Source organism: Streptomyces sp. ICC1 (genome assembly GCF_003287935.1).
In the GTDB taxonomy this organism is placed as follows: Bacteria; Actinomycetota; Actinomycetes; order Streptomycetales; family Streptomycetaceae; genus Streptomyces; species Streptomyces tritrimontium.
This window is the reverse complement of sequence record NZ_CP030287.1, coordinates 4,120,757-4,144,941: the sequence shown is the minus strand read 5'-3', so window position 1 is coordinate 4,144,941 and position 24,185 is coordinate 4,120,757. Positions and strand designations below refer to the sequence as shown.

The 24,185-nt window shown below is 72.5% G+C and carries 18 protein-coding genes and 2 pseudogenes; 11 read left to right on the top strand and 9 right to left on the bottom strand.

Annotated elements, in window-relative coordinates:
* The first annotated feature begins 289 nt into the window (after positions 1 to 289).
* The 3 genes from DRB96_RS19630 (at position 290) to DRB96_RS19620 (ending at position 5,053) form a co-directional block, all read left to right on the top strand.
* A complete protein-coding gene (locus DRB96_RS19630) occupies positions 290 to 1,081 on the top strand; it encodes a hypothetical protein (protein ID WP_162688658.1) in 792 nt (263 codons plus the stop codon).
* Positions 1,074 to 1,709 (top strand): class F sortase, encoded by a 636-nt coding sequence (locus DRB96_RS19625; RefSeq protein WP_112449622.1) that lies wholly within the window; start codon positions 1,074 to 1,076, stop codon positions 1,707 to 1,709. The genes DRB96_RS19630 and DRB96_RS19625 overlap by 8 nt, the downstream gene beginning before the upstream one ends.
* 176 nt (positions 1,710 to 1,885) lie before the next feature.
* Complete coding sequence (locus DRB96_RS19620) at positions 1,886 to 5,053, top strand: molecular chaperone Hsp90 (RefSeq protein WP_112449621.1); 3,168 nt, start codon at positions 1,886 to 1,888, stop codon at positions 5,051 to 5,053.
* 74 nt (positions 5,054 to 5,127) lie between these two features.
* Here the strand turns inward: DRB96_RS19620 and DRB96_RS19615 are convergent, their stop codons facing one another.
* Together DRB96_RS19615 and DRB96_RS19610 are read right to left on the bottom strand one after the other, a co-directional pair.
* Positions 5,128 to 6,786: a VCBS repeat-containing protein gene (locus tag DRB96_RS19615; protein ID WP_112449620.1), complete on the bottom strand. Its 1,659-nt coding sequence runs from the start codon at positions 6,784 to 6,786 to the stop codon at positions 5,128 to 5,130.
* A 132-nt stretch (positions 6,787 to 6,918) separates the two neighbouring features.
* Entirely contained in the window at positions 6,919 to 7,905 is a 987-nt protein-coding gene (locus tag DRB96_RS19610; RefSeq protein WP_204357774.1) for a DUF5937 family protein, read from the bottom strand.
* 95 nt (positions 7,906 to 8,000) lie between these two features.
* On the opposite strand from DRB96_RS19610, the gene DRB96_RS19605 reads away from it, so the two are divergent.
* Positions 8,001 to 9,191 (top strand): MFS transporter, encoded by a 1,191-nt coding sequence (locus DRB96_RS19605; protein ID WP_112449619.1) that lies wholly within the window; start codon positions 8,001 to 8,003, stop codon positions 9,189 to 9,191.
* Positions 9,192 to 9,237: 46 nt separating this feature from the next.
* On the opposite strand, the gene DRB96_RS19600 is transcribed toward DRB96_RS19605, so the two are convergent.
* Positions 9,238 to 11,712, bottom strand: coding sequence for a cation-translocating P-type ATPase (locus DRB96_RS19600; RefSeq protein WP_112449618.1), 2,475 nt, complete (start codon positions 11,710 to 11,712; stop codon positions 9,238 to 9,240).
* 185 nt (positions 11,713 to 11,897) lie between these two features.
* Positions 11,898 to 12,197: a DUF2530 domain-containing protein gene (locus DRB96_RS19595; RefSeq protein WP_112449617.1), complete on the bottom strand. Its 300-nt coding sequence runs from the start codon at positions 12,195 to 12,197 to the stop codon at positions 11,898 to 11,900.
* 135 nt (positions 12,198 to 12,332) lie between these two features.
* Here DRB96_RS19595 and DRB96_RS19590 point away from each other — a divergent pair, with 135 nt between their 5' ends.
* Positions 12,333 to 13,739, top strand: coding sequence for an NCS2 family permease (locus tag DRB96_RS19590; RefSeq protein ID WP_239516241.1), 1,407 nt, complete (start codon positions 12,333 to 12,335; stop codon positions 13,737 to 13,739).
* A 40-nt stretch (positions 13,740 to 13,779) separates the two neighbouring features.
* Here the strand turns inward: DRB96_RS19590 and DRB96_RS19585 are convergent, their stop codons facing one another.
* Entirely contained in the window at positions 13,780 to 13,962 is a 183-nt protein-coding gene (locus DRB96_RS19585) for a hypothetical protein (protein ID WP_030156886.1), read from the bottom strand.
* Positions 13,963 to 14,082: 120 nt separating this feature from the next.
* Between DRB96_RS19585 and DRB96_RS19580 the strand changes: the two genes are divergently transcribed.
* Genes DRB96_RS19580 through thpR form a run of 3 tightly spaced genes read left to right on the top strand, consistent with a single transcriptional unit; the run spans position 14,083 to position 16,549 of the window.
* Positions 14,083 to 14,520 carry a MarR family transcriptional regulator gene (locus tag DRB96_RS19580; RefSeq protein ID WP_112449615.1) on the top strand — a complete coding sequence of 146 codons (438 nt, stop codon included), beginning with the start codon at positions 14,083 to 14,085 and terminating at the stop codon, positions 14,518 to 14,520.
* Between the two features lie 25 nt (positions 14,521 to 14,545).
* On the top strand, positions 14,546 to 15,907 hold the full coding sequence (locus DRB96_RS19575; RefSeq protein ID WP_112449614.1) for an MFS transporter: 1,362 nt from the start codon (positions 14,546 to 14,548) through the stop codon (positions 15,905 to 15,907).
* 51 nt (positions 15,908 to 15,958) lie between these two features.
* Positions 15,959 to 16,549, top strand: a complete 591-nt coding sequence (thpR, locus tag DRB96_RS19570; protein WP_112449613.1) for an RNA 2',3'-cyclic phosphodiesterase — start codon at positions 15,959 to 15,961, stop codon at positions 16,547 to 16,549.
* 118 nt (positions 16,550 to 16,667) lie between these two features.
* Here thpR and DRB96_RS19565 read toward each other — a convergent pair whose 3' ends face one another.
* Positions 16,668 to 17,498: an aldo/keto reductase gene (locus DRB96_RS19565; RefSeq protein WP_112449612.1), complete on the bottom strand. Its 831-nt coding sequence runs from the start codon at positions 17,496 to 17,498 to the stop codon at positions 16,668 to 16,670.
* A 246-nt stretch (positions 17,499 to 17,744) separates the two neighbouring features.
* Between DRB96_RS19565 and DRB96_RS19560 the strand changes: the two genes are divergently transcribed.
* Positions 17,745 to 18,734, top strand: a complete 990-nt coding sequence (locus tag DRB96_RS19560; protein WP_112449611.1) for an aldo/keto reductase — start codon at positions 17,745 to 17,747, stop codon at positions 18,732 to 18,734.
* Between the two features lie 84 nt (positions 18,735 to 18,818).
* Here DRB96_RS19560 and DRB96_RS19555 read toward each other — a convergent pair.
* Both DRB96_RS19555 and DRB96_RS19550 read right to left on the bottom strand, forming a co-directional pair.
* Positions 18,819 to 18,971: pseudogene (locus DRB96_RS19555) on the bottom strand (aldo/keto reductase); the annotation flags it as partial.
* A 190-nt stretch (positions 18,972 to 19,161) separates the two neighbouring features.
* The gene (locus DRB96_RS19550; protein WP_112449610.1) at positions 19,162 to 19,896 is read right to left on the bottom strand and encodes a GDSL-type esterase/lipase family protein; all 735 of its coding nucleotides are present in this window, start codon (positions 19,894 to 19,896) and stop codon (positions 19,162 to 19,164) included.
* Between the two features lie 76 nt (positions 19,897 to 19,972).
* Here DRB96_RS19550 and DRB96_RS19545 point away from each other — a divergent pair.
* Together DRB96_RS19545 and DRB96_RS19535 are read left to right on the top strand one after the other, a co-directional pair.
* Positions 19,973 to 20,934, top strand: a pseudogene (locus tag DRB96_RS19545) (WD40 repeat domain-containing protein).
* 416 nt (positions 20,935 to 21,350) lie between these two features.
* Complete coding sequence (locus DRB96_RS19535) at positions 21,351 to 23,705, top strand: helix-turn-helix transcriptional regulator (protein ID WP_112449609.1); 2,355 nt, start codon at positions 21,351 to 21,353, stop codon at positions 23,703 to 23,705.
* A 259-nt stretch (positions 23,706 to 23,964) separates the two neighbouring features.
* Here the strand turns inward: DRB96_RS19535 and DRB96_RS43075 are convergent, their stop codons facing one another.
* Positions 23,965 to 24,111, bottom strand: a complete 147-nt coding sequence (locus DRB96_RS43075; RefSeq protein ID WP_162688483.1) for a hypothetical protein — start codon at positions 24,109 to 24,111, stop codon at positions 23,965 to 23,967.
* Between the last annotated feature and the right edge of the window lie 74 nt (positions 24,112 to 24,185).

Genomic DNA, 24,185 nt, shown 5'->3' with positions numbered 1-24,185 from the left:
GGAGTCGGCCCTGAGGCCGTCCTGAACGGGCCCTGAAGGAGCCCTGAAGGAGCCCTGAAGGACAGAGTCCGCCGCACGACCCGGAAACCCGGGACCTTGGTCCCAAAAATCGGGGCAAAGAGTCCGCAAACGGAAGATCCCCACCACCGCTGCCGCCTGCGGCTTTATGCGGCGGGACCTTCGGCAGGGGCCCTCCCCGGCCCCTCGGAGGGCCGCAACCAACCACCCCAGGATGTCCCTCATGTCTGGTGTGCCGGGAACGAACCCCGGCCCGTTCAGGAGGAACCCCATGCGCAAGGCACTTACCCTCTCGGCGATCGCCCTCGCCTCGTCTATGGCCCTGGCAGTCCCCACCGTCGCGTTCGCCGCCGATTCCACCCCGACGGCGTCGAGCAGCCCCAGCACCGAGACCCCCTCCGCGCCCGTGGCCCTGAAGCTGTCGACCTCCACCGCGAAGCCCGGCGACTCCATCCGGATGTCCATGGAGGTCCCGGACGGCTCGACGAACCTGTCCATCTCCTCCGCGGCCCTGGGCAACGTGAAGATGACCGACGGCCGCGGCGCCACCGCCACGGTCTCCAAGGTCGCCGACGGCACCTACGGGATCTCCCTCACCGGCACGGGCCCCGACGGCAAGAAGATCCAGGCCACCGCGCAGCTCACCGTCACGTCCGACTCCCCCAAGCCGACCGAGTCCACGGTCAGCCTGTCCAAGGACAACGGCAAGCCCGGCGACAAGATCCAGGTCACCATCAAGACGGCGCCGAACGAGAAGAGCGCGTTCATCAAGTCCGACGCCTTCGGCGGCCAGGTCAACCTGAAGAACGACGGCAAGGGCGTCTGGACCGGCACCGCGGTCGTCTCCAAGAACGTCAAGTCCGGCTACTACGGCGTCGACGCCTTCGCGGGCGGCAAGAAGTTCGACACCGTCAAGTTCTCCACCGACGCGACCGGCAACCCGACCCCGGCCCCGAAGCCGAAGCCGGTCGACCCGAAGGACCACAAGACCCCCAAGGGTTCCGTGAACACCGGCCAGGCCCCCCTCGGCTGGGTCCCCTCGGACGCCGCTGACCATGGCTGAGCAGTCCACCCCCGAACGCACCCCCCGCCGGAGCGGCCGCGCCCTGCGCGTGGCCGCCCTGGCGGGCGCGTCGGCCCTCACCGTCGTCCTCGTCACCTCCTGCTCCTCCGGCGGCGGTGACACCGTCAAGAACAGCCCGGCGTCCGCCAAGGCCGCCTCCGCGCTCAAGCCCTCCGTCCCGGACCGCATCGTGATCCCGGACATCAAGGTCGACGCCCCGCTCGACTCCGTCGGACTCGACGCCCAGGGCGTCATGACGGAGCCCGACTTCGCCAAGCCGATGGACGCGGCCTGGTACAAGGAGGGCCCGACCCCCGGGGAGAAGGGCGCGGCCGCCATCGTCGGGCACATGGACACCCCCAAGGTGCCCGAGGCCGTCTTCTACAACCTCAAGAAGCTGAAGAAGGACGAGAAGATCGAGGTCCACCGCGACGACGGCAGCACCGCCGTCTTCCAGGTCGACACGGTCGACACCTTCAAGAAGGACGGCTTCCCCACCGAGAAGGTCTACGGGGACACCCACGGCAAGGCCGAGCTGCGCCTCATCACCTGCGGCGGCGACCTCACCAAGGACCGCCACTGGGACGCCAACGTCGTGGTGTTCGCGCACCTCGTCGGCCAGGAGTAGCCCGCCGCGCCCCGCGCCCGGAACCCGTCGCGTCCCACGTGACCGGCCCGTGGGACGCGGGCCCGGCCCGTGGCCGCCGCCGCTCCCGCACGCGATACCTTCAAGGCCCGGCATTCGGCTTCGGCTTCCGGCTTCGGCGGATGCGGCACAGAGCGGTACAGCATGGAGGCAGCGGCGTGAGCGTGCGAGTGACGGCGGCCCAGGACGGCGTGGACCCCTTCGGCACGGCCCGGTTGCGGCGCGGGGTGCTCGACGCCTGGGGCGCGGGCCCCGCCCGCTTCCGCGAGGACGCCAACGCCGAGGAGGACCTGGCGCTCGGCGGCTACCGCGACCGGCTCGTCGTCGAGCTCGCGCAGAACGCCGCCGACGCGGCCGCCCGCGCCAAGGTCCCCGGCCGGCTGCGGCTCACCCTGCACGCGGGCACCGACCAGCCCGACGGGCACGCCGTGCTCGCCGTCGCCAACAACGGCGCCCCGCTGGACGCCACCGGCGTGGAGTCGCTCTCCACCCTGCGCGCCTCCGCCAAGCGCGACGACTCCGCCGGCAGCGTCGGCCGCTTCGGCGTCGGCTTCGCCGCCGTCCTCGCCGTCTCGGACGAACCGGCCGTCCTCGGCCGTCACGGCGGAGTCCGCTGGTCCCTGGCCGAGGCCCGCGAACTGGCCCGCGGCGCGACCGTCGGCAGCCCCGGACTCGGCGACGAACTGCGCCGCCGCGACGGCCACGTCCCGCTGCTGCGCCTCCCGCTGCCCGCCGAGGGCACCGCACCCGACGGATACGACACCGTCGTGGTCCTCCCCCTGCGCGACACCGCCGCCGAGGACCTCGTCGAGCGGCTGCTCGCCGCGATCGACGACGCCCTGCTGCTGACCCTGCCCGGGCTGGCCGAGGTCGTCGTCGAGACCCCGTCGGCGGGCGGCTCCGGGACCGTACGGACGCTGCGCCGCCGCACCGAAGGCCCGTACACCGTCATCGAGGACTCCGCGTCCGGCACCAACCGCTGGCGCACCGTCCGCCACGGCGGCCCCATCGAGAAGGCGCTGCTCGCCGACCGGCCCGTCGAGGAACGGCTGCGCCCCGCCTGGGCGGTGTCCTGGGCCGTGCCCGTCGACGCCCAAGGCGCCCCGGTCCGGCCGGCCACCGCGCCCGTGGTGCACGCGCCGACCCCGACCGACGAGCCGCTCGGGATCCCGGCCCTGCTCATCGCGACCCTGCCGCTGGACACCGCGCGCCGCCACCCCGCGCCGGGGCCGCTCACCGACTTCCTCGTCGAGCGCGCCGCCGACGCCTACGCCGAACTCCTCGGCTCCTGGGACCCGGTGAGCACCGCGCTCGTGGACCTCGTACCCGGGCCGCTCGGCAAGGGCGAGCTCGACGGGGCGCTGCGCGCGGCCGTCCTCACCCGCCTGCCCCGCACGGCCTTCCTCGCCCCGGCCGCCGAACCCGAGGAGCCGGCCGAGGGCGAGCCGCGGGAGCGCGCCGCGCTGCGCCCCTTCGAGGCCGAGGTGGTGGAGGGCGCGGGCGCCGACACCGTACGGGTCCTCGCCGAGGTGCTGCCGACCCTGCTCCCCGCCGGGCTGGAGCGCCGCTCCGAGCTGCGCGCCCTCGGGGTGGGCCGGCTGCCGCTGGGCGACGCCATCGAGCGGATCGCCGGCATCGAGCGGACCCCCGAGTGGTGGCACCGGCTCTACGACAGCCTCGCGGGCGTCGACCCGGACCGGCTTTCCGGGCTCCCGGTGCCGCTGGCCGACGGGCGCACCGCGATCGGGCCCCGGCACCTGCTGCTGCCCGGCGTGGACGCCCCGGACGCGGACGCCTCGCGGCAGCTGGCCCGGCTCGGCCTGAAGGTGGCCCATCCGGACGCGGCGCACCCGCTGCTGGAGAAGCTCGGCGCGCTGCCGGCCTCCCCGCGCGCCGTCCTGACGACCCCGCAGGTGCGGGCGGCCGTCGCGGCCTCCCTGGACGCCGGGGACGTGTGGGACGAGGACGGGCTCGACGCCGAGGAGCTGGCCGACATCGTCCTCGGGCTGGTGCGGGCCGCCGAGCTGGCGCCCGGTGACGAGCCGTGGCTGGGCGCGCTCGCGCTGCCCGACGAGGACGGCGAGCCGACCCCGGCCGGCGAGCTGCTGCTGCCCGGCTCCCCGCTCGCCTCCGTCATCCGGGAGGACGAGATCCCGTACGTGGACGCCGAGCTGGTGGAACGCTGGGACGCGCGGACCCTGGAGGCCGTCGGCGTCCTGGCCGCCTTCCAGCTGGTCCGGGCCACCGACGTGGTCCTGGATCCGGACGAACTGGAGCCCCGCGACGGGGACTTCGCCGAACCCGACGACGCCGGGCTGCTCGACGCGGTCGACGTGTGGTGCGAGGACGTCCTGGACCAGCTCCCCGACACCCCGGTGCCGCCGGTCGCCACCGAGCTGGTCGCCGTACGGGACCTCGACCTGGTCGATGACGACTGCTGGCCCCAGGCGCTGGCCATGCTCGCCCAGCCGCCCTTCCGCGACGCCCTCACCCAGCCCGTCCGCGTCCTCCTCCCGGACGGCACCACCCGGTCCGTGCGCCCGTACACCGCCTGGTGGCTGCGCGACCACCCGGTCCTGGACGGCCGCCGCCCGGCGGGCCTGCGCGCGGCGGGCGGCGACCCGCTGCTGGCGGGGCTCTACACCCCGGCGGACGCCACCGGCTTCGAGGACGAGCAGGTCCTGCGGGCGCTGGGCGTACGCACCACCGTGCCCGCCCTGCTGGACGAACCGGGCGGCGCGGCCGAGCTCCTGAGCCGCCTCGCCGACCCGGAGCGCGAGGTCGGCGGCCGCCAACTGCACGCCCTGTACGGGGCGCTGGCCGACCTGGACCCCGACCAGGTCACCCTCCCCGACGAGCTGCGCGCGGTGGTCGACGGCGAGGTCGTGGTGGTCGACGCGACGGACGCGGTGATCGCGGACGCCCCGGACCTGCTCCCGCTCACCGCCGGCCTCCCCCTCCTGCCGGTGGCCCCTGCCCGGGCCGCCGACCTGGCGGAGCTCTTCCAGGTCCGCCGCCTCTCGGAGACGGTCCCGGCGGAGGTCAGCACCGAGGGCGAAGAGCACGAGACCCCCGAATCCGTCCTCCAGCTCCTCGGCCCGGCCACCCCGGCCCACTACGTGGAGCACGAGGAGCTCCTGGCGGGCGGCGTCGAACTCGACTGGCGCCGCACCCCGGACGGCACCCTCCACGCCTCCACCCTGGAGGGCGTGGCGGCGGCCCTCGCCTGGGCGGCGGGCCAGTGGCCCCGCCGCTTCGAGGTGGCGGCCCTCCTGGAAGACCCCTCCCGCACGTCAGAACTGGCCCGCGACCGCTGGTTCGACTGACCGCCGGTCCGACCGGGGAAACGACTCCGGCGCCCCACTCCCGCGGGGCGCCGGACTCATTGCTGCTCTACTACTCAGACGGCCGGGCCGAAGCCCGTCACCGTCGGGTGCGGTGCGGCCGTTCCCGTACCCGGGAAGACCGTGACCTTGCCGGAGGCGTCGGCGGACCAGAGGTCCGGGAGGCCGTCACCCGTGAGGTCGCCGTCCGAGCCGACGCGCGGGTGGCCGGCCGGGGCCAGAGTGGTCAGGACCGGCCCGGCGGACGGGTCGGCGAAGGCGGAGAAGTCCGGGAGCTCCGGCGTCCCGCCCATGGTGAGGGCGCGGATCGTGCCGTCCGCCGTGGAACGGGCCCACAGGGTGGGGAAGTCCGTGCCCTGCGCCCGGCCCGGGGTGAGGAGCTCGTAGCCCGCCCAGCGGGTGTCATTGCCCGAGAGGAGGACGGCTTCCGCCTCCAGATTGTTGACGGAGCCGCGCTGCACCAGCCACAGGCGGCCGTTCTCGACGAACAGCACCGAGGTGCGCGGCAGGCTGGCCCCGACCGGGCTGTCGCCCGAGGGCGAGCCGAACGCCGCGATCCGCGTGACCTTCGACCAGTCGGCGCCGAGGCCGTGATCCGCGCACACGATGGGCTCGAACGCCGCGTTCACGCAGGTGTTGGGCTTCCTGACGGTCGTCGCACCCTGCTCCGTGAACAGGCCACCGCCGTCGTTGCGGAAGAAGTAGAGATGGGCGGCGCCGGGGGCGTGTCCCAGCAGGTCGTCGACCGGCCGGCCGCCCAGCGAACCGCGGTGGGTGTACTGGACCCCGGCCCAGCTCCCGCTGCCGCCCGGAGCGGCCGCGGCGCGCGCGCTGGCGGTGTCCAGCGGGTTCGAGCCCGGCTTGCGGAGGTTGCCGGCCGCGTCCGGGACGAGGACGTCCGGCTTCCCGTCTGCGTCGATGTCACCGAAGGCGGCGGGGGCGGTGCTGGACTGCGCGTAGTACGACAGGTTGGCCTCGCCGAGGTTGCCCGCGTTGTCCATCGTCTGGAGGTAGACGTACTGGCTGCCCCAGGTGGCGGGCTTGAGCTTGATGTCGGCCGCGCCGTCCGTCAGACGCACGACGTGGGAGTCCACGGCCTCGTCCGAGCACTTCCAGCCGACGCCGAAGATCGGGGTGGTCTGCCAGCGGGCGCAGGCGATCTCCGATCCCGTGTCGGTGCCCTTCAAAGTGAAGGTGGCTTCCACACCTTGCATCTTGGGCGTCGCGTCCGTGCTGACCTCGGCGGTCGGCTGCGTGTGGTCGACGCGGAAGTAGCACCAGGCCGAGTAGGCGCCGGTCAGCTTCCCGTCGGTGGCGCGGGCCCGCCAGGCGTACTGGCCGCCGTCCTTCAGCAGGTCACGGGAGACGGTCGTACGGGCTTCGGAACCGGACCAGCCCGTCGCGAAGTCGGTGCGCTTGCCCCCGTACGCGGTGTCCCAGAGCTGGAACGTCGTCTGGAACTGCGTGGCCGACGGGGAGCCGACCTTGGCACTGAGCGTGACGTCGCCCAGGCCGATCCAGCCCGCACCGGCCCCGGAGTACGGGTTGGTGTAGCAGGCGGAGGAGGTGCCTTCACCGGCGAAGCCGGGGGTGGGGCTGGTGCGGGGCGCGGTGACCTTGGGCGCCACGGGGCCCGCGGCCGCGGCCGGCGCCGCGGCCGACAGGCCGAGCGCCAGGGCCAGGGCCGCTGTCGGTAGTGCGCGAACGAGTTTCATGTGGTGTTTCCCCCCCTGGGAAATCTGACATCGGCCGAAGTGACCGGCCGTAATCTTCCAGAAGGATTACCAGCTCGCACTGACATTTCGAACGGCGGGGGGGCTCCGCACGGCGCCAGGCGGACCCGGCGGTCAGCTGGTCGGGGCGAGTAGCGCGTCCGCGACGGCCGTGCGGGCGTAGAGGACCGAGCGGCCGGTGCGGTGGCCGGTGACCAGGCCGGCGTTGCGCAGGGCCGTGAGGTGCTGGGAGACCGCGGCGGCGGACAGGCCGGTGTGGACGGCCAGTTGGGTGGTCGAGGCCGGGGTGTCGAGCTCGGCGAGCAGCAGGGCCCGGGAGCGGCCCAGTACGCCGGCGACCGCGTCGGAGGCCTCGCTGGTACGGGGCTCCCACAGGGTGCCGATGCCCCGGGCGGGGTAGGCGAGCTGGGGCGGCTCGGGGGCCACCGAGCGGGTCAGCACGCGGGGCCAGGCGAAGGCGGAGGGCACCAGCAGCAGTCCGGAGCCGGTCTTGTCGCGGGTCAGCGCGCACTGCCGGCGGACCAGGCTCAGGGTTCCGGCGTCCCAGCTGACGGATTCGTGGAGTTCGTTCAGGACGTGGGCGGAGCCGTGTTCGGCGACCTGCCGGGCGCGGTGGAAGACGTCCGATTCGAGGAGTTGGCGGATGCGGGACCAGTAGGGCGCGAGCGCGAGTTCCCAGTACGTCTCGATCTCGGCGGTGACCTTCTCCAGCGCGGCTTCGGGCTCGTCGTGGAGCAGCCGCAGCCGGGGCGCGGGGCGGGACGACTTCGCGGCCAGCAGGGCCAGGTCGGAGCGGACGTGCTCCGGGGTGCTGGAGCGGATGGCCGCCAGCTCGGCGGGGAGTTCGGGGAAGGGGCCGGCGGGGGTCGGGTTGAGGAAGTCCGCGAGGTAGCCGCCGCCCGGGATCAGGGCGGCGAGCCATCCCCGGTCCAGGCCCGCGCGGAGCAGCCGGGGCCGCACCTGGGCGGCCCAGCGGCGGTGCAGGGGCGGTTCGGCCTCGTCGCGCAGCAGCCGGAAGCTGGTGACGACCTCCCACATCGGGGACACCGCGAAGCGGGTCTGTGCGAGGTCCGCCGTGGAGAAGTCCAGTCTGGATTCCATGTTCCCGCCCCCGTAGCCCCATGGGAAAACTGCCATTGGATTCGGCCCCACCTTAATCAATGGAATGCCGGAGCGTCCGGGCGCAGGCTCCTCGCATGTTCTCCTCCTTCCGCGGACTGCCGCCCACCGTGTGGACCCTCTTCGCCGGCACGATCGTCAACCGGCTCGGCCACCTCGTCACCCCGTTCCTGGTCTTCCTGCTCGCCGACCGGGGCATCACCGGTTCGGGCGTCTCCTACGTCCTGGCCGCGCTGGGCGCCGGCAACCTGCTCGGCCCGGCCGTCGGCGGGCTGCTGGCCGACCGGATCGGCCGCCGCCCGACCATGCTGATCGGCCTCGTCGGCGCCGCCGTCGCGCAGGGCGCGCTGTTCCTGGCCCCGGGCATCTGGACGATGGCCGCCGCCGCGCTGCTGCTCAGCGCCACCGGGGCCGTCGTGCCGCCGGCCGCGTACGCGATGCTGGCCGACGCGGTGGACACCGGCTGGCGCCAGCGGGCGTACGCGCTGTTCGGCTGGGGGGTCAACATCGGCACGGCCGTGGCCGGAGTGCTCGGCGGCTTCCTGGCCGCGCACGGGTACTGGCTGCTCTTCGCCGTCGACGCCGGCACGGCGCTCGTGTACGCCGCCGTCGTCGCGACCCGGCTGCGCGAGCCGGCCCGTACCCCGGCGTCCGCGTCGGACAAGGGCGGCCTGGGATACGGGGTCGTCCTGCGGGACCGGCTCATGCTCGCGCTGCTCCCGCTGTTCGGGATCCAGCTGTTCGTGTACTCGCTGACCGAGGTGGCGCTGCCGTTGGCCGTGCGCGACAGCGGGCTCTCGCCGGCCGTGTACGGGGCGCTGGCGGCGGTCAACGCCGTGCTGGTGGTGGGTCTGCAGCCGTTCGTCACGTCCCGGCTGGCCGATCTGCCGCAGCTCCCGGTGCAGGCGGCCGGCAGCACGCTGATCGCCGTGGGCGTCGCGCTGACCGGGCTGGCCGACTCCCTCGCCGGGTACGTCGTCTCGGTGGTCGTCTGGTCGCTCGGCGAGGTGGTCGTGGCCGGCATCGCGGCCTCCGTGGTGGCCGATCTGGCCCCGGCCGCCGCCCGCGGCCGCTACCAGGGCGCCTTCACCTGGACCTGGGGCTTCGCCCGCTTCTCCGCCCTCACCGTGGGCGTCGCCCTGTACACCGGCGTCGGCGCCACGGCCCTGTGGTGGGGCGCCCTCGCCGTCGGCCTGCTCGCCGCGGCCGCCACCCTGGGCCTGCGCACCCGCATCGCGGTGCGCAGGGACCACGCGCTGGCGGCCTGACCGGCCGGGGGCCCGGGGCGATGCGGCAAGATCCGAAAGGGTCGGACTAGGCCGGGAACTTGCGGTCCACCCAGCGGAAGGTGAACTCGATCAGGGCGGCCGCGCCGGCGGCGATGGCGACGGCGGTCCACGGCATCACTGCGCCTTCCAGCTTGAGCTGGAAGAACTCCTGGAGCCACGGCACGACGAGGACGATCAGGAAGGCCCCGCCCATCGCGCCGACCAGGCCGACGCGCCACCACGTGTACGGGCGGGCGATGATCACCAGGACCCACATCGAGGTCAGGAACAGCGCGAGCGTGGCGGCGCTGGTCTCGGCCTTGAGGGCGTCGGGCCCGGTGTAGTGGTGGCGGGCGATCACGTAGGTGACGAAGGTGGCGACGGCCGCGATGACGCCGCCGGGGATGGCGTAGCGCATCACGCGCTTCACGAAGTGCGGCTTGGCCCGCTCCTTGTTCGGCGCGAGGGCCAGGAAGAAGGCGGGGATGCCGATGGTCAGCGTGGACAGCAGCGTCAGGTGGCGCGGCAGGAACGGGTACTCGACCTGGGAGCAGACCACCAGGACGGCCAGCAGCACCGAGTAGACCGTCTTCGTGAGGAAGAGGGTGGCGACGCGGGTGATGTTGCCGATGACGCGGCGGCCCTCGGCGACCACCGAGGGCAGGGTGGCGAAGCTGTTGTTGAGGAGCACGATCTGGGCGACGGCCCGGGTGGCCTCCGAGCCCGAGCCCATGCTCACGCCGATGTCGGCGTCCTTGAGCGCGAGCACGTCGTTGACCCCGTCGCCGGTCATCGCGACCGTGTGGCCCTTGGACTGGAGGGCGGCGACCATGTCGCGCTTCTGCTGCGGGGTGACGCGGCCGAAGACGGCGTTCTCGTCGAGGACCCGGGCCATCTCGGCCTGGTCGGTGGGGAGGGTGCGGGCGTCGACGGTGTTCTGCGCGCCGGGCAGGCCGAGCTTGCCGGCGACCGCGCCGACCGAGACCGCGTTGTCTCCGGAGATGACCTTGGCCTTGACGTCCTGGTCCTCGAAGTAGCGCAGGGTGTCGGCGGCGTCGGGGCGCAGCCGCTGCTCCAGGACGATCAGGGCGGTCGGCTTGACGCCGGTGGCGACGGCCGGGTCGTCGAGTTCGCGGGCGGCCCGGGCCAGCAGGAGGACCCGTAGGCCCTGCTCGTTGAGGTCGGTGACCTCCTCCAGGGCCGGGTCCCCGGCCGGGAGCAGCACGTCGGGGGCGCCGAGCAGCCAGGTGTTGTTCTCGCCGTCGCCCTCGCTGAAGCTGGCGCCGCTGTACTTGCGGGCGGAGGAGAAGGGCAGGGACTCGGTGCAGCGCCACTCGGCGCTGTCGGGGTAGGCGTCGATGATCGCCTGGAGGCTGGCGTTGGGGCGCGGGTCGCTCTCGCCGAGCGCGCCGAGCACCTTCTTGACGTACGCGGCGTCCGCGCCGCCGAGCGGGCGGCACTCGGTGACGTCCATGCCGCCCTCGGTGAGGGTGCCGGTCTTGTCGAGGCAGACCACGTCGACGCGGGCGAGCCCCTCGATGGCGGGCAGCTCCTGGACCAGGCACTGCTTGCGGCCGAGCCGGATGACTCCGATGGCGAAGGCGACGGAGGTGAGGAGTACGAGGCCTTCGGGGATCATCGGGACGATGCCGCCGACGGTCCGGGCGATGGCGTCCTTGAGGTTGTTGTCCTTGACGATCAGCTGGCTGATGATCAGGCCGATGGAGGTCGGGATCATCATCCAGGTGACGTACTTGAGGATGGTGGAGATGCCGGAGCGCAGCTCGGAGTGGACGAGCGTGAAGCGGGAGGCCTCTTCGGCCAGCTGGGCGGCGTAGGCCTCGCGGCCCACCTTGGTGGCGGTGAAGGCGCCGCCGCCGGCGACGACGAACGAGCCGGACATGACCGGGTCGCCGGGCTTCTTCAGGACGGGGTCGGCCTCGCCGGTGAGGAGGGACTCGTCGATCTCCAGTCCGTCGGCCTCGCCGACGAGTCCGTCGACGACGACCTTGTCGCCGGGGCCGAGCTCGATGACGTCGTCGAGGACGATCTCGGAGGTGGAGATCTCGGCGGTGCGGCCGTCGCGGCGGACGCTGGGTTTGGCCTCGCCGATGACGGCGAGGCCGTCGAGGGTCTTCTTGGCGCGCATCTCCTGGATGATGCCGATGCCGGTGTTCGCGATGATCACGAAGCCGAAGAGGCTGTCCTGGATCGGCGCGACGAAGAGCATGACCACCCACAGGACGCCGATGATGGCGTTGAAGCGGGTGAAGACGTTGGCGCGGACGATCTCGGTGGTGGAGCGGCTGCTGCGCACGGGGACGTCGTTGACGGCTCCGCGGGCGACGCGCTCGGCGACTTCGGCGGTGCTCAGCCCCGCGGGCTTGAACCGGGGCGCGGGCGGCTTGATCGGGTGGACGGGATCGAGCTCGGACCCCGCGTCGATGGCGGTCCCGGCGGCCGGACCGCTGCCGCCGCCCGGCTCTGGTCCGTCTGATTCGATGCTCGCCCGCTGCGTCATGGTTCCGACGGTAAAGGGCTATTCACTCCCCCACCCGCCGAAAAGTCTGAAGATCCGACTTCCGGATGAGCCGAATCGTCCTCGGGTAGCCCCTCACGGCCCGCGGCCGGGGCCGCACGGCGGCCCGTCAGGGGCGCGGGGAACTGCGCGCCCAGCCACAGCGGACCCGCGCGGGATCCCGGATGCTAGCCCGGGTGGGGCGCCGGGCCCGGCCCGGGGGCCTCGCTTCGAGCGGCCAGCTCAGCCTCGTGCCGCTTCAAGGCGGCATCGCGGCCGCGGACGTACCAGAGGCCGATCAGGCCGAGGACCCCGCCGGCCGCGCAGGTCCAGACCCACCACAGCAGGTCCCGGTCCGCGAACCACCCGTAGAAGGGGAGCTGGAGGACGAAGAGGGCGAACCACAGGATCGTGCCGCCCATGACGGTCCCCACGATCGGACCCTCAAGGGGCTCGGGGGCCTCGTGCTGCGCAGTCCATTTCGCCATGGCACAAGGATAGGCCGGTCGGCGGAGGGTCTACGCGCGGAGATAGACGGCCCTTCGTTCATGTGTTCATACTGAAACGGTTTGGGCTTGGCCCGTTTTCGCCGTATGAAACCACCAATGAGGACCAGGACCCCCATGAGCACGTCGGCCCCCGTGGACCGCTACTTCAAGATCTCCGAGCGCGGCTCGACCATCGGCCGCGAGGTCCGCGGCGGGTTCGCCACCTTCTTCGCGATGGCCTACATCATCGTGCTGAACCCGATCATCCTGGGCAGCGCGAAGGACATGTACGGCCACCAGCTCGACGGCGGCCAGCTGGTCACCGCCACCGTCCTGACGGCGGCCTTCACCACCCTCCTCATGGGCGTGATCGGCAACGTCCCGATCGCACTGGCGGCCGGGCTCGGCGTCAACACCGTCGTCGCCCTCCAGCTCGCCCCGCGCATGAGCTGGCCCGACGCCATGGGCATGGTGGTCCTGGCCGGCTTCGTGGTGATGCTGCTCGTCGCCACCGGCCTGCGCGAGCGGGTCATGAACGCCGTCCCGATCGGCCTGCGCAAGGGCATCGCGATCGGCATCGGCCTGTTCATCATGCTGATCGGCCTGGTCGACTCCGGGTTCGTCACCCGCATGCCCGACCTCGCGCACACCACGGTCCCGCTCCAGCTCGGCAGCAACGGCCACCTGCACGGCTGGCCCGTACTGATCTTCGTGGTCGGCGTGCTGCTGACGCTGACCCTGATCATCCGCAAGACGCCGGGCGCGATCCTGATCTCCATCGTGGCCATGACCGTCGCCGCGCTCGCCATCCAGCTGGTCACCAAGCTCCCGGACACCGCCTGGGGCCTGACGGTCCCCGAGTGGCCGGGCAACCCGGTGGCCGCCCCCGACTTCGGACTGATCGGCCAGGTCAGCCTGTTCGGCGGCTTCGGCAAGGTCGGCATGCTGACCGGCGTCCTGTTCGTCTTCACCGTCCTGCTGTCCTGCTTCTTCGACGCCATGGGAACGATCCTCGGCGTCGGCGACGAGGCGAAGCTGACGAAGCCGGACGGCTCCTTCCCCGGCATCAACCGGGTGCTGTTCGTCGACGGCATGGCCGTCGCCGCGGGCGGCGCGAGCTCCTCCTCGGCCACCACCTGCTTCGTGGAGTCCACGGCGGGCGTCGGCGAGGGCGCCCGCACGGGCCTGGCGAACATCGTGACCGGCGGCCTCTTCGCGGTGTCGCTGTTCCTGACCCCGCTCGCCACGATGGTCCCCTCGCAGGCCGCCACCCCCGCCCTGGTGGCGGTCGGCTTCCTGATCCTGGCCGGCTCGGTCCGGGACATCGACTGGAACGACTTCACCATCGCCGTCCCGGCCTTCCTGGCCATGGTGATGATGCCGTTCACCTACTCGATCACCAACGGCATCGGCATCGGCTTCGTGTCCTTCGCCGTACTGCGGCTCGCGACCGGCCGGGGCCGCGAGGTCCCGGCCGCCATGTACGTCGTGTCGGCGGTGTTCGTCTTCTACTACGCGATGCCGGCGCTGGGCCTCACGTAGCACCCCGCCCCCGCCCACCGCCCCACTGGAGGAGCCGGGCTCACGTGAGCCCGTAGAACTTCTCCGTCTCGTCGACGGCCGCCTTGAAGCGTTCGTCGAAATCGTCGCGAATGAGCGTCCGGACCACATAGTCCTGGACGCTCATTCCGCGTTTGGCGGCATGAGTCCGGAGCCTGTCGAGGAGCTCCCCGTCTATGCGCATGCTCAGCACATGTGTCCCCATGCCGAAAGAGTCGGGGCACAGGGCATGGACGCGTGTCACTTTCCGGAGCCGACTCACCCGTACGAGTGACGGCAGATAAGTGGTGTTCCTTAGGGAGGGTAATGAGTTACTCTAAAGAACATGCATGACCTTTCCCATGGCGGCGACGCCGCTGCCGTGAACGATCTCCGCTCCGCCGTCATGCGGCTGGGCCGGCGCCTCAAGCACCAGCGCGTCGACGAATCGCTGAGCCCGACCGAGATGTCGGTGCTCGGCACCCTCGCCCGCTGCGGCCAGGCCACCCCCGGTGAGCTGGCCCGACGCGAGCACGTGCAGCCGCCCTCGATGACCCGCATCGTCGCGCTGCTGGAAGCCAAGGGACTGGTCACGCTCGAAGCGCACCCCGACGACCGCCGCCAGAAGGTGGTCCGCCAGACGGAGGAGGCCGAGGCGATGCTCGAAGAGAGCCGTCGCAAGCGCAACGCCTTCCTGGCGGGGCTCGCGGCCGAGCTGACCGAGGACGAGTGGGCCAAGCTGCGCGAGGCCGCACCCGTCCTGGACAAGCTCGCGCACCTGTAGGAACGACGCCAGGAGGCGACCCCTTTTGAGTACGGGACCCGGAGCAGACTCCGCCCCCGGCCATACATCCACCACGAAGCGCGCCCCGGGCAAGAACCTGGGGGCACCTCCCGGCGGTAGCCGGGGGATGTTCAGCTCGCTGAAGATCCGGAACTACCGGCTCTTCGCCACGGGACAGGTCGTCTCGAACACCGGCACCTGGATGCAGCGCATCGCCCAGGACTGGCTCGTCCTCTCCCTGACCGGCTCGGCCTCGGCGGTCGGCATCACCATCGCCCTGCAGTTCCTGCCGATGATGCTGTTCGGCCTCTACGGAGGCGTACTCGCCGACCGGCTCCCCAAGCGCCCGCTCCTGCTGTGCACGCAGGCCGCGATGGGCCTCACCGGCCTCGCACTCGGTGCGCTCACCCTCGCCGGGCACGTGAGCGTCTGGCACGTCTACCTCGCCGCCTTCCTGCTCGGCCTGGTCACGGTCGTGGACAACCCGGCCCGCCAGACCTTCGTCTCCGAGATGGTCGGCAAGGACCAGGTCGCCAACGCGGTCAGCCTGAATTCGGCCAACTTCCAGTCCGCGCGGCTCGTCGGCCCGGCCATCGCCGGTGTCCTCATCACCGCCGTCGGCTCCGGCTGGGCCTTCCTGCTCAACGGCCTCTCCTTCGCGGCCCCGATCATCGGCCTGCTGCTGATGCGGACGCACGAGCTGCACCGGATCGAGGTCCAGCCGCGCGCCAAGGGACAGCTGCGGGAAGGCCTGCGGTACGTCGCCGGACGGCCCGAGCTGATCTGGCCGATCGTGCTCGTCGGATTCATCGGCACCTTCGGCTTCAACTTCCCGATCTGGCTGTCGGCGTTCGTCAGCAAGGTGTTCCACGGTGACGCGGGCACGTACGGGCTGTTCAACACGCTCATCGCGGCGGGCTCCCTCGTGGGCGCGCTGCTGGCGGCCCGGCGGGGCCACTCCCGCCTGCGGCTGCTGGTCACGGCGGCGGTGCTCTTCTCCGTACTGCTGCTGGTGACGGCCTTCGCGCCCGGCTTCTGGCTGTTCGCGGCGCTCCTGGTGCCGATCGGGGTCTTCGGCCTGACGGTGAACGTCACCGCCAACTCCAGCGTCCAGATGGCCACCGACCCCGAGATGCGGGGACGGGTGATGGCCCTGTTCATGATGGTCTTCACCGGCGGCACCCCGATCGGCGCGCCGCTGGTCGGCTGGGTCACGGACACGTACGGCGCGCGGATCGGCATGGCCGCGGGCGGCGTCGTCTCGCTGGCCGCCGCGGTCACGATCGGCCTGGTCCTGTCCCGCGTGGGCAACCTCCGCCTCAGCGTGAACCGCCACGGCGTGACCTTCGTCCCGTCGGGCCGCGCCCACCTGGCGACGGCGGCGTAGACCCGTCCGGCAACGGGGCCGCACCCGGCCACCCCCGCTAGGCTCGGCGGCATGAGACTGTTCGCAGCCGTCATGCCGCCCGAGGCGGCCATCTCGGAGCTGGCCCGGGCCGTGCACGGACTGCGCGACGACCGACTGCGCTGGACCGCGGAAGCGGGGTGGCACTTCACCCTCGCCTTCATGGGCGAGGTGCCCGAGGAACTGCTCCCCGAACTGCACGCCCGCCTCGCCCGCGCGGCCACCCGCAGCGCGCCCTTCCCGCTCCGGATCCACGGCTCCGGCCACTTCGGCCACCGCTCGCTGTGGGCGGGCGCCGCCGGGGACCTGGACTCCCTGCGGATGCTCGCCGAGCGCGCCGACGCCGCCGCGCGCCGCTCCGGGGTCCCGATGGACCAGCACCACCGGTACACGCCCCACCTCACCCTCGGCCGGCTCCGCCACGAGGCGGACGACGTGCGGCCCTACTGCGAGTCGCTCGCCTCCTTCGAGGGCGCCCCCTGGCAGGTCGGCGAGCTGAGCCTGGTCCGCAGCAACCTGCCGGCCGGCGGCGTCCCCGGCGAGCAGCCCCGCTACGAGGTCGTCGGCTCCTGGGAACTGGGAGAGCCCGCCCCTCCGTACGAAGGGCGGGCCCGGTCGCGTTAGGCTCGACGGGTGGATCCCAAGACCAGAAACCGTGTCATGGCGGGCGTGCTCGTGCTGATGTTCCTCGTCGTCGCCGTGGCCGCCGCCGTCGGGCAGTAGTCCCGCCGCCCGTCCCCGACTACCAGGCGAACGCCTCCGGCGCCGGTCCCGGCCCCGGGAAGACCTCGTCCAGCCCGTCCAGCACCTCCTGCGACAGCTCCAGCTCCACCGCCCGCAGCGCGGACGCGAGCTGCTCCGGCGTGCGCGGGCCGACGATCGGCCCGGTGACCCCGGGCCGGGTCAGCAGCCAGGCCAGGGCGACCTCGCCGGGCTCCAGGCCGTGCTTGTCCAGCAGGTCCTCGTACCCCTGCACCTGCGCCCGTACGGTGCTGTTCGCGAGCGCGTCCGCCGAGCGGCCGGTCGCCGTGCGCCCCGACTCCGCCGACTTGCGGATGGCGCCGCCCAGCAGGCCGCCGTGGAGCGGGGACCACGGGATGACGCCGAGCCCGTACGCCTCGGCGGCCGGGATGATCTCCAGCTCCGCGCGCCGCTCGGCGAGGTTGTAGAGGCACTGCTCGCTGACGAGGCCGAGCCGTCCGGAGCGCGCCGCGGTCTCGTTGGCCTGGGCGATCTTCCGGCCGGGGAAGTTCGAGGAGCCCGCGTAGAGGATCTTGCCTTGCTGGACCAGGACCTCGATGGCCTGCCAGATCTCCTCGAAGGGGGTGTTGCGGTCCACGTGGTGGAATTGGTAGACGTCGATGTGGTCGGTCTGGGGCCGCTTGAGGCTGGCGTCGACGGCCCGCCGGATGTTCAGCGCCGACAGGCGGTCGTAGTTGGGCCACGGGTCGCCTTCGGCGGCCATGCTGCCGTAGACCTTGGTGGCGAGGACCGTCTTCTCGCGGCGGCCGCCGCCCTGGCCGGAGCAGGTGCCGATGATCTCTTCGGTGCACGTCTCCTCCTTGGACGACAGGAGGGCCCGCTACGGGCGCTCCCCTGCTCAGTAGGATTCCTGCCAGGTCGCCGCCGTCGCTCCCGACTGCACGAGACCGAGTCCGGGTCAGAAGTCCCGGGCGCCCTGTGAGGACCATGCCGGCCATGGCTGGCCCACCCCCGCGAAGAAAGGGAGGCACATGTCCCGCCACCAGGCGGGGGTAAATCGAGGGCTGCGCGGGCCGCTCTTGCCTGGAGTGGACTCGAAGCAGTTGGCTTGGGTCCCATGAAGTACACGCAGCTCGGACGCACCGGACTCAAGGTCAGCCGACTCGTCCTCGGCACAATGAACTTCGGTCCGCAGACAGACGAACCGACCAGCCACGGAATCCTGGACGCCGCCCTCGACGCAGGTCTGAATTTCGTGGACACGGCCAACGTGTATGGGTGGGGTGAGAACAAGGGGCGCACCGAGGAGATCATCGGCACCTGGTTCGCCGGGGGTGGTGGGCGGCGCGAGAAGACGGTCCTCGCGACCAAGGTCTACGGCTCCATGTCCCGCGAGGGTGAGACGTGGCCGAACGAGGACCGGCTGTCGGCGCTGAACATCCGCCGGGCCGTCGAGGCCAGCCTCAAGCGGCTCCAGACCGACCACATCGACGTCTACCAGTTCCACCACATCGACCGCCGGACTCCCTTCGAGGAGATCTGGCAGGCCGTCGACGTGCTCATCCAGCAAGGCAAGATCCTCTATGCCGGATCCTCCAACTTCCCCGGCTACAAGATCGCCCAGGCCAACGAGACGGCCGCCCGGCGCGGGATGGTCGGCCTGGTCAGCGAGCAGTGCCTCTACAACCTCGCCGAGCGGCGGGCCGAGATGGAGGTCATCCCGGCGGCCCAGGAGTACGGCCTCGGGGTCATCCCGTGGTCGCCGCTGCACGGCGGGCTGCTGGGCGGGGTCATCAAGAAGGAGACCGAGGGCGGCCGCCGCGCCTCGGGGCGGTCCGCGGACGCGCTGGCCAACAGTTCGGTACGGGCGCAGGTGCAGGCATACGAGGACCTGCTCGACAAGCACGGCCTGGAGCCCGGCGAGACGGCTCTGGCCTGGCTGCTCACCCGGCCGGGAGTGACGGGCCCCATCGTCGGCCCGCGCACCGCCGAGCAGCTGGAGAGTGCCCTGCGGGCGCTGGAGCTGGAGCTGAGCGAGGAGGTACTGGCCGCCTTGGAGGAGATCTTCCCCGGCCCGGGACCGTCCCCGGAGGCCTTCGCCTGGTGATCAGGTAGCCGTACGTACGGTGGTCGCCGTCCCTTCGCCCTGGGCGGCGACCACCTCCTACTCAAGGTGGCGTTAACGTGCCTGGTTGGCGGTGTCGAAGAAGTTGATGCCGGCGTCGAGTGCCGTGTCCATGAGGGCGTGGCTCTCGGGCTCCCCGCTCTGGGGGCCGAAGTTCATGGTGCCGAGGACAAGTCGGCTGACTTTGAGGCCGGTGCGTCCGAGTTGCGTGTACTTCATGGGTCACTAGTGCTGTGACCGGAAAGGTCCACCGGGTCGCGGCGCCCGGCACGGCACCTCGCCGCGTTGTCGGACCACACCGGTACGTCCAGTACGAGGCGTGGCCCTCCGCCTTGCGAAGCACCGCACCGGACACCGCGACCCGGCAAACCTTTCCGGCCACAGCACTAGCCAACTGCCTGGAGCGCGCTCAAGGCAGGACCCGTCCGTGAAGGGCGTGTGACGAGTCCCGGTGGGGGTGGTGCTGCGGCCGGTACGGGCCGCCGATGCCCCACGCCTGGTGCAGGACCGCCGCGAACTCCCCCGCCAGCCGGTGCTCGCCCGAGGCGTTGGGGTGCGTGCCGTCGTAGGTGTCGTGGTGGAGCTCGTACGCCTCCGGACGCGCGGCCAGCAGGATCGGCGAGGCGTCGGTCGACAGGTCGGCGACGGCCTTCGCGAGCAGTTCGTTGAAGAGCGCGACCTCCGCCGCGAAGGGCGCGTCGTCCTGGGCCCGGACGTTGGGGATGACGGGCAGCAGCACCATCCGGATCCCGGGCCGGGCCGCGCGGGCCTCGGCGATGAAGCGGCGGGCGTTGGCGGCGGTGGCCCCGGCGGCGGTGTAGAAGCCCAGGTCTATGAGGCCGAGGGAGACGAGCAGCACGTCGGCCCGGGCTTCGCGGACGGCGGGCCCTATGAGCGGGGCCATGTGCTGCCAGCCCTCGCCCCAGCCGGCCAGGTGGCGGCGGGCGTGCTCGGGGAAGCCGGGGTCGGCGTAGTCGTGGCTGGTGGGCGCGTCCGAGAAGGTGTCGTACAGCTCGCGGCGCGGGCCGACGATCCGGTACGGGCCGCCGAAGGTCGCGTTGAGGTGCTGCCACATCCGGTAGCGCCAGGTGTAGTCGCCGGCGCGTCCGATGGTCATGGAGTCGCCGACGCACATGAAACGCATCCGGACATCATCGCGGATCACGCGATCGCGACCCCTGTGATGCCGGACACTCCGTGCGTGCTGGCAGGCTGGGGGCATGCGCCTGCGCCTGCTTCCGTCGACCGCCGCCGTTGCCGTGGTCGCCGCCTCCGGCTTTGCCTTCGTCCTGGCGGCCGCTGCGGTCCCCGCCGCCGCGGCCACCGCCGCCGCGAGCCCGGGCGCGTCCGGGTTCACCATCACCGACCCCCGGATCAAGGAGTCGAGCGGGCTCGCGGCCAGCCGGATCCACCCGGGCGTGTACTGGACGCACAACGACAGCGACGACGGCCCGTACGTGTACGCCGTGGACTCCGCGACCGGCAAGACGGTCGCACGGGTCACCCTGACGGGCATCGGCAAGCCGCGGGACGTCGAGGCGATCTCGCTGGGGCCGGACGGGCAGCTGTACGTCGGCGACATCGGCGACAACCTGGGCGGCTCCTGGAACCACGTGTGGATCTACCGCTTCCCGGAGCCGAAGACGCTCGGCGACGTCACCCTCAAGGCCGAGCAGTTCACCGTGAAGTACGCGGACGGGCCGCGCAACGCGGAGGCGCTGATGGTCCATCCGGTGACCGGGCGGGTGTACATCGCGAGCAAGGACGAGCGGGCGGGCGGGCTCTACGAGGGGCCGGCGGCGCTGTCCGCGTCCGGTACGAACACCTTCCGGCGGATCGGCGACGTGCCGTGGGTCACCGACGGGGCGTTCTCCCCGGACGGGGGGCGGCTCGCGCTGCGCGGGTACCTGTGGGCGAAGACGTACCCCTGGAAGGACGGCCGGCCGGCCGGGGACGGGGAGCAGGTGGCCGCGCCGTGGCAGGGGCAGGCGGAGTCGGTGACGTACACGGCGGACGGGTCGACGCTGATGTTCGGGGCGGAGGGGGTGGCGAGCAAGGTCGTGGCGATCCCGGTCGGCCCGACGGGGCCGTCGCCGACGCCGCCCCCTTCCTCGCCTCCGACCGGGCGCGAGCGATAACCGGCCAGTCGCTGCTGGTCAACGCCGGTGAGCTGATGCGATGAGCCCCTCCACGGCCGCGCGAGCGGATCGTATGCTCGGCCCATGACCACTCCGAGTGACGCTCCGACCGACAACTCGATGCGCCGCGCGCTCCGGCGCGCCCGCGACGGCGTCGCGCTCGACGCGACCGAGGCGGCCGTGCGGTCCGGGCCGGGCCGGCCGAGAGCGGAATGCTCCCGCTGCCTGGTTCCGGTCGTTTTCCGTACCGGACCGAGCTATTCACCACACCGGCCGCACCGATCCGGCTAACTTCATTCATCTCCTGCCGTTATTCAAACGTCGAGTTTCGGTCCTCTCCGTCGGAGGCCGCTTGTCAGGGAAAACCCTGACAGTAAAACAAGACACCCCGACAGCATTTACAGCCGAATACGTACACCCGTTCTCCGGAAATGAGAACGCGCACCCGAGGAGACCCGCCATGCGCAAGGAACCGCTGACGCCGGTACGGGCGGAAGAACTCGCCCTGCTGCGGCGCACGCTGCTCCTGGCACGGGAGTCCCCTCAAGTCACTCGCATCACGGGGGAGGCGTGGTCGGGCAAGACCCACCTGATGCGCCGGCTGTCGCAATCGGCACGACAGGAGGGCTGGACCGTCGCCTTCGGCAGCGTGCCGCGCCCGGGCCCCGCCCGCCCCTTCGAGGTGCTCGTCGACGCCCTCGACGAGCACCTCGGCCACGCCGGCGCCTCCCTGACCGCCGCGCTGGGCACCGCCCACACCCGGTGCCTGGCCGCATACTTCCCCTCGCTCGCCACCGCGCCCGGCGCCCCGCCCGCGGCCCCCGCGCCGCCGGACGCCTACGGCGCCGTCCGCGCCCTGCGGGCCCTGATCGAGATACTGGCGGGCGACGGCGGCCTGCTGCTGGCCCTGGACGACGTCCACCGCGCGAGCCCCGAGACCCTCGACTTCCTGACCCACCTGGTCCACCACCCGCCGCGGGCGCCGGTCCTGACGGTGTTCGCCCACCGCACCGGCGCCACCGCCCGGCACCTGTCCGCCGTCTCCCACGACAGCTCCCGGGTCCGCCACATCGCGCTGGCCCCGCTCGCCGACGACCGGGCGCGCACCCTGCTCCCGGCCGGCCTGGACCCGGTCACCGAAGCGCAGGCGCTGCGCGACGGCGCGGGCGTGCCCGGGCTGCTGCGGGCCCTGGCCCACGATCCCGCCACCGGGCCGCGCGCCGTCCCCGAACTGTCCCTCGGCGTACCGCCCCTGCTCCAGCACGGTCCGGTGGAGCTGCACTCCCTGTCCTCGCTGGGCTGGCGCACCGCCTGCGCGGCGGCCGTCGTGGGCTCCCCCTTCACCCCGGGCCAGGTCGCCGCGACCGCCCCGCTGCCCGAGGAGGAGGTGCGGCGCGGCCTGGACGAGCTGCACGCCGAAGGGCTGGTCGCCCCGGACGGCTCCGCACTGCGCTTCCGCTTCACCCGCCCCGTCCTGCGGGCCCTGCTCTACCACGCCTCCGGCGCGGGCTGGCGCGGCGCGGCCCGGCACCGGGCCGTCCTCGCGCTGCGCTCCGACCGCTCCCCGGCGGCCCGGTTCGCGCTGGCCGCGCACCTGGAGGACACCGATCCGCTCAGCGCGGCGGACGTGCGCGAGCTGAACCTGGCCGCACGGGAAGGGCTGTTCCGCCAGCCCGCCCGGTCCGTACGGGCGCTGCGCCGGGTGACGGCGTACCCGCAGGCCCCGCTGGAGTCCCATCTGCTGCTGCAGAAGGCCCTGGTGGTGGCCGGCGAGCCGGAGGAGGCGCTGCGCGGATACGCCGGGCTGTGGCCGCGCGTCCACGTGCTCTGGGCACCGGACGGACGCCACGACGCCCTGCTCTGGCAGGTCCGGGCGCTGCGGCTGCTCGGCCGGGGCGCCCGGGCCGGCGCGCTGCTCGACTCGGCCGGCTCCGGCTCCGGCTCCGGCTCCGGCTCCGGGCCCGCGGCCGGATCCGGGGCCGCCCGGGCCCAGGGCGGGGAACTGCTGGGCGAGCGGGCCGCGCTGGCCCTGGAGGCCGGCCTCCGGAACGATCCCGAGACCGGCCCGGCGACCGGCCCGGCGACGGGCGGCTCCGGCTGGGACTGCGCGCTGGAGGCCGCCCGCGGCGCCCTGCGCGAGGCGGGCCCGCCGCAGGATCCCGGCCACGCGCACGCCCTGGCCCGGCTGGCCGCCGTACAGGCCGCGGCCGGCGACCTGCCGGGCGCCGCCCGCAGCGCCCGCGGGGCCGCCCTGCTCCTGGACTCCCTCGACGACGACGGGTGCGCCCCCGTGTTGGAGGCGCTGCGCTGGCTGGGCTCCGCCGAGTCCGCGCTGGGCGACCCCGCGGCCCTGCGGCACGCCGAGCGCGGTGTCCGCCTGGCCCTGCACCACGGGCAGGCGTTCCTGCTGGGACAGCTGGCCACGGGCCTGGCCCGGGCCCGCCTGGCGGCCGGGGACCGCGCCGGGGCGGCCGCCGCCGCCGCTCTCGCGGCCGAGGCCGCACGCCGGGGCGGAGCCCCCGTACCGGCGCGCGAACCCGAGGCGGCAGCGGAACCCGGCATGGCCGGAATTCGGCAGCGGGTGTCCGGATATCAACTTGCCGACCAGGTCGAGGGCAGGCTCTCGGAACTCAGCCGCCGAGAGCTGGAAATAGCCGATCTGGTCGCCGACGGAAACACCAACCAGGGAATTGCCGCGCACCTCGACATCAGCGTGAAAACCGTGGAGACGTACATGAGCCGGATATTCAAGAAGCTCGGCGTCAATTCACGTTCCCAGGTAGCCCGCACCATCGGAAGAAATGACGGCCATTAACGGCCGGAACACCGGAATGCATTCGGGAGCTTATCGCCCGCGCGAAAACGGGCAAGAAAAAGCCCCGCCACTCGAACTTGGGGTTCCGAGGGCGGGGCTAATGGGCGACTCGACCGGTCGGGGGAACCGGGAGCGGAGGACCCACACCCAGAGAGTTCCACCCACCGCTTGTGAACGACTTAAGGCACCTTCCGGGATGTGAAAAAGAGCAGGCCCGCCAGTGTGGCGGGCCTGCTCTCGGCACGGGTCAAGCGGAACGTCAGCCCCAGCGCTCGTCCAGCGGGACCAGAACCGGCGGGGCCGACACGACGGCGGCGCTCACCGCCGGCCCGGTGGTGATCGCCTGCACGGAGCCCGCCCCCACGGACACCGCGACGCCGAACGCGATCAGAAGAGTCGCTGCCATGTTTCGAAGACCAAGGCCGTTCATACTTACCCCCAAGTTTGGTAAGGCCCGTTGTGGTTACGTCAATTAGTCTG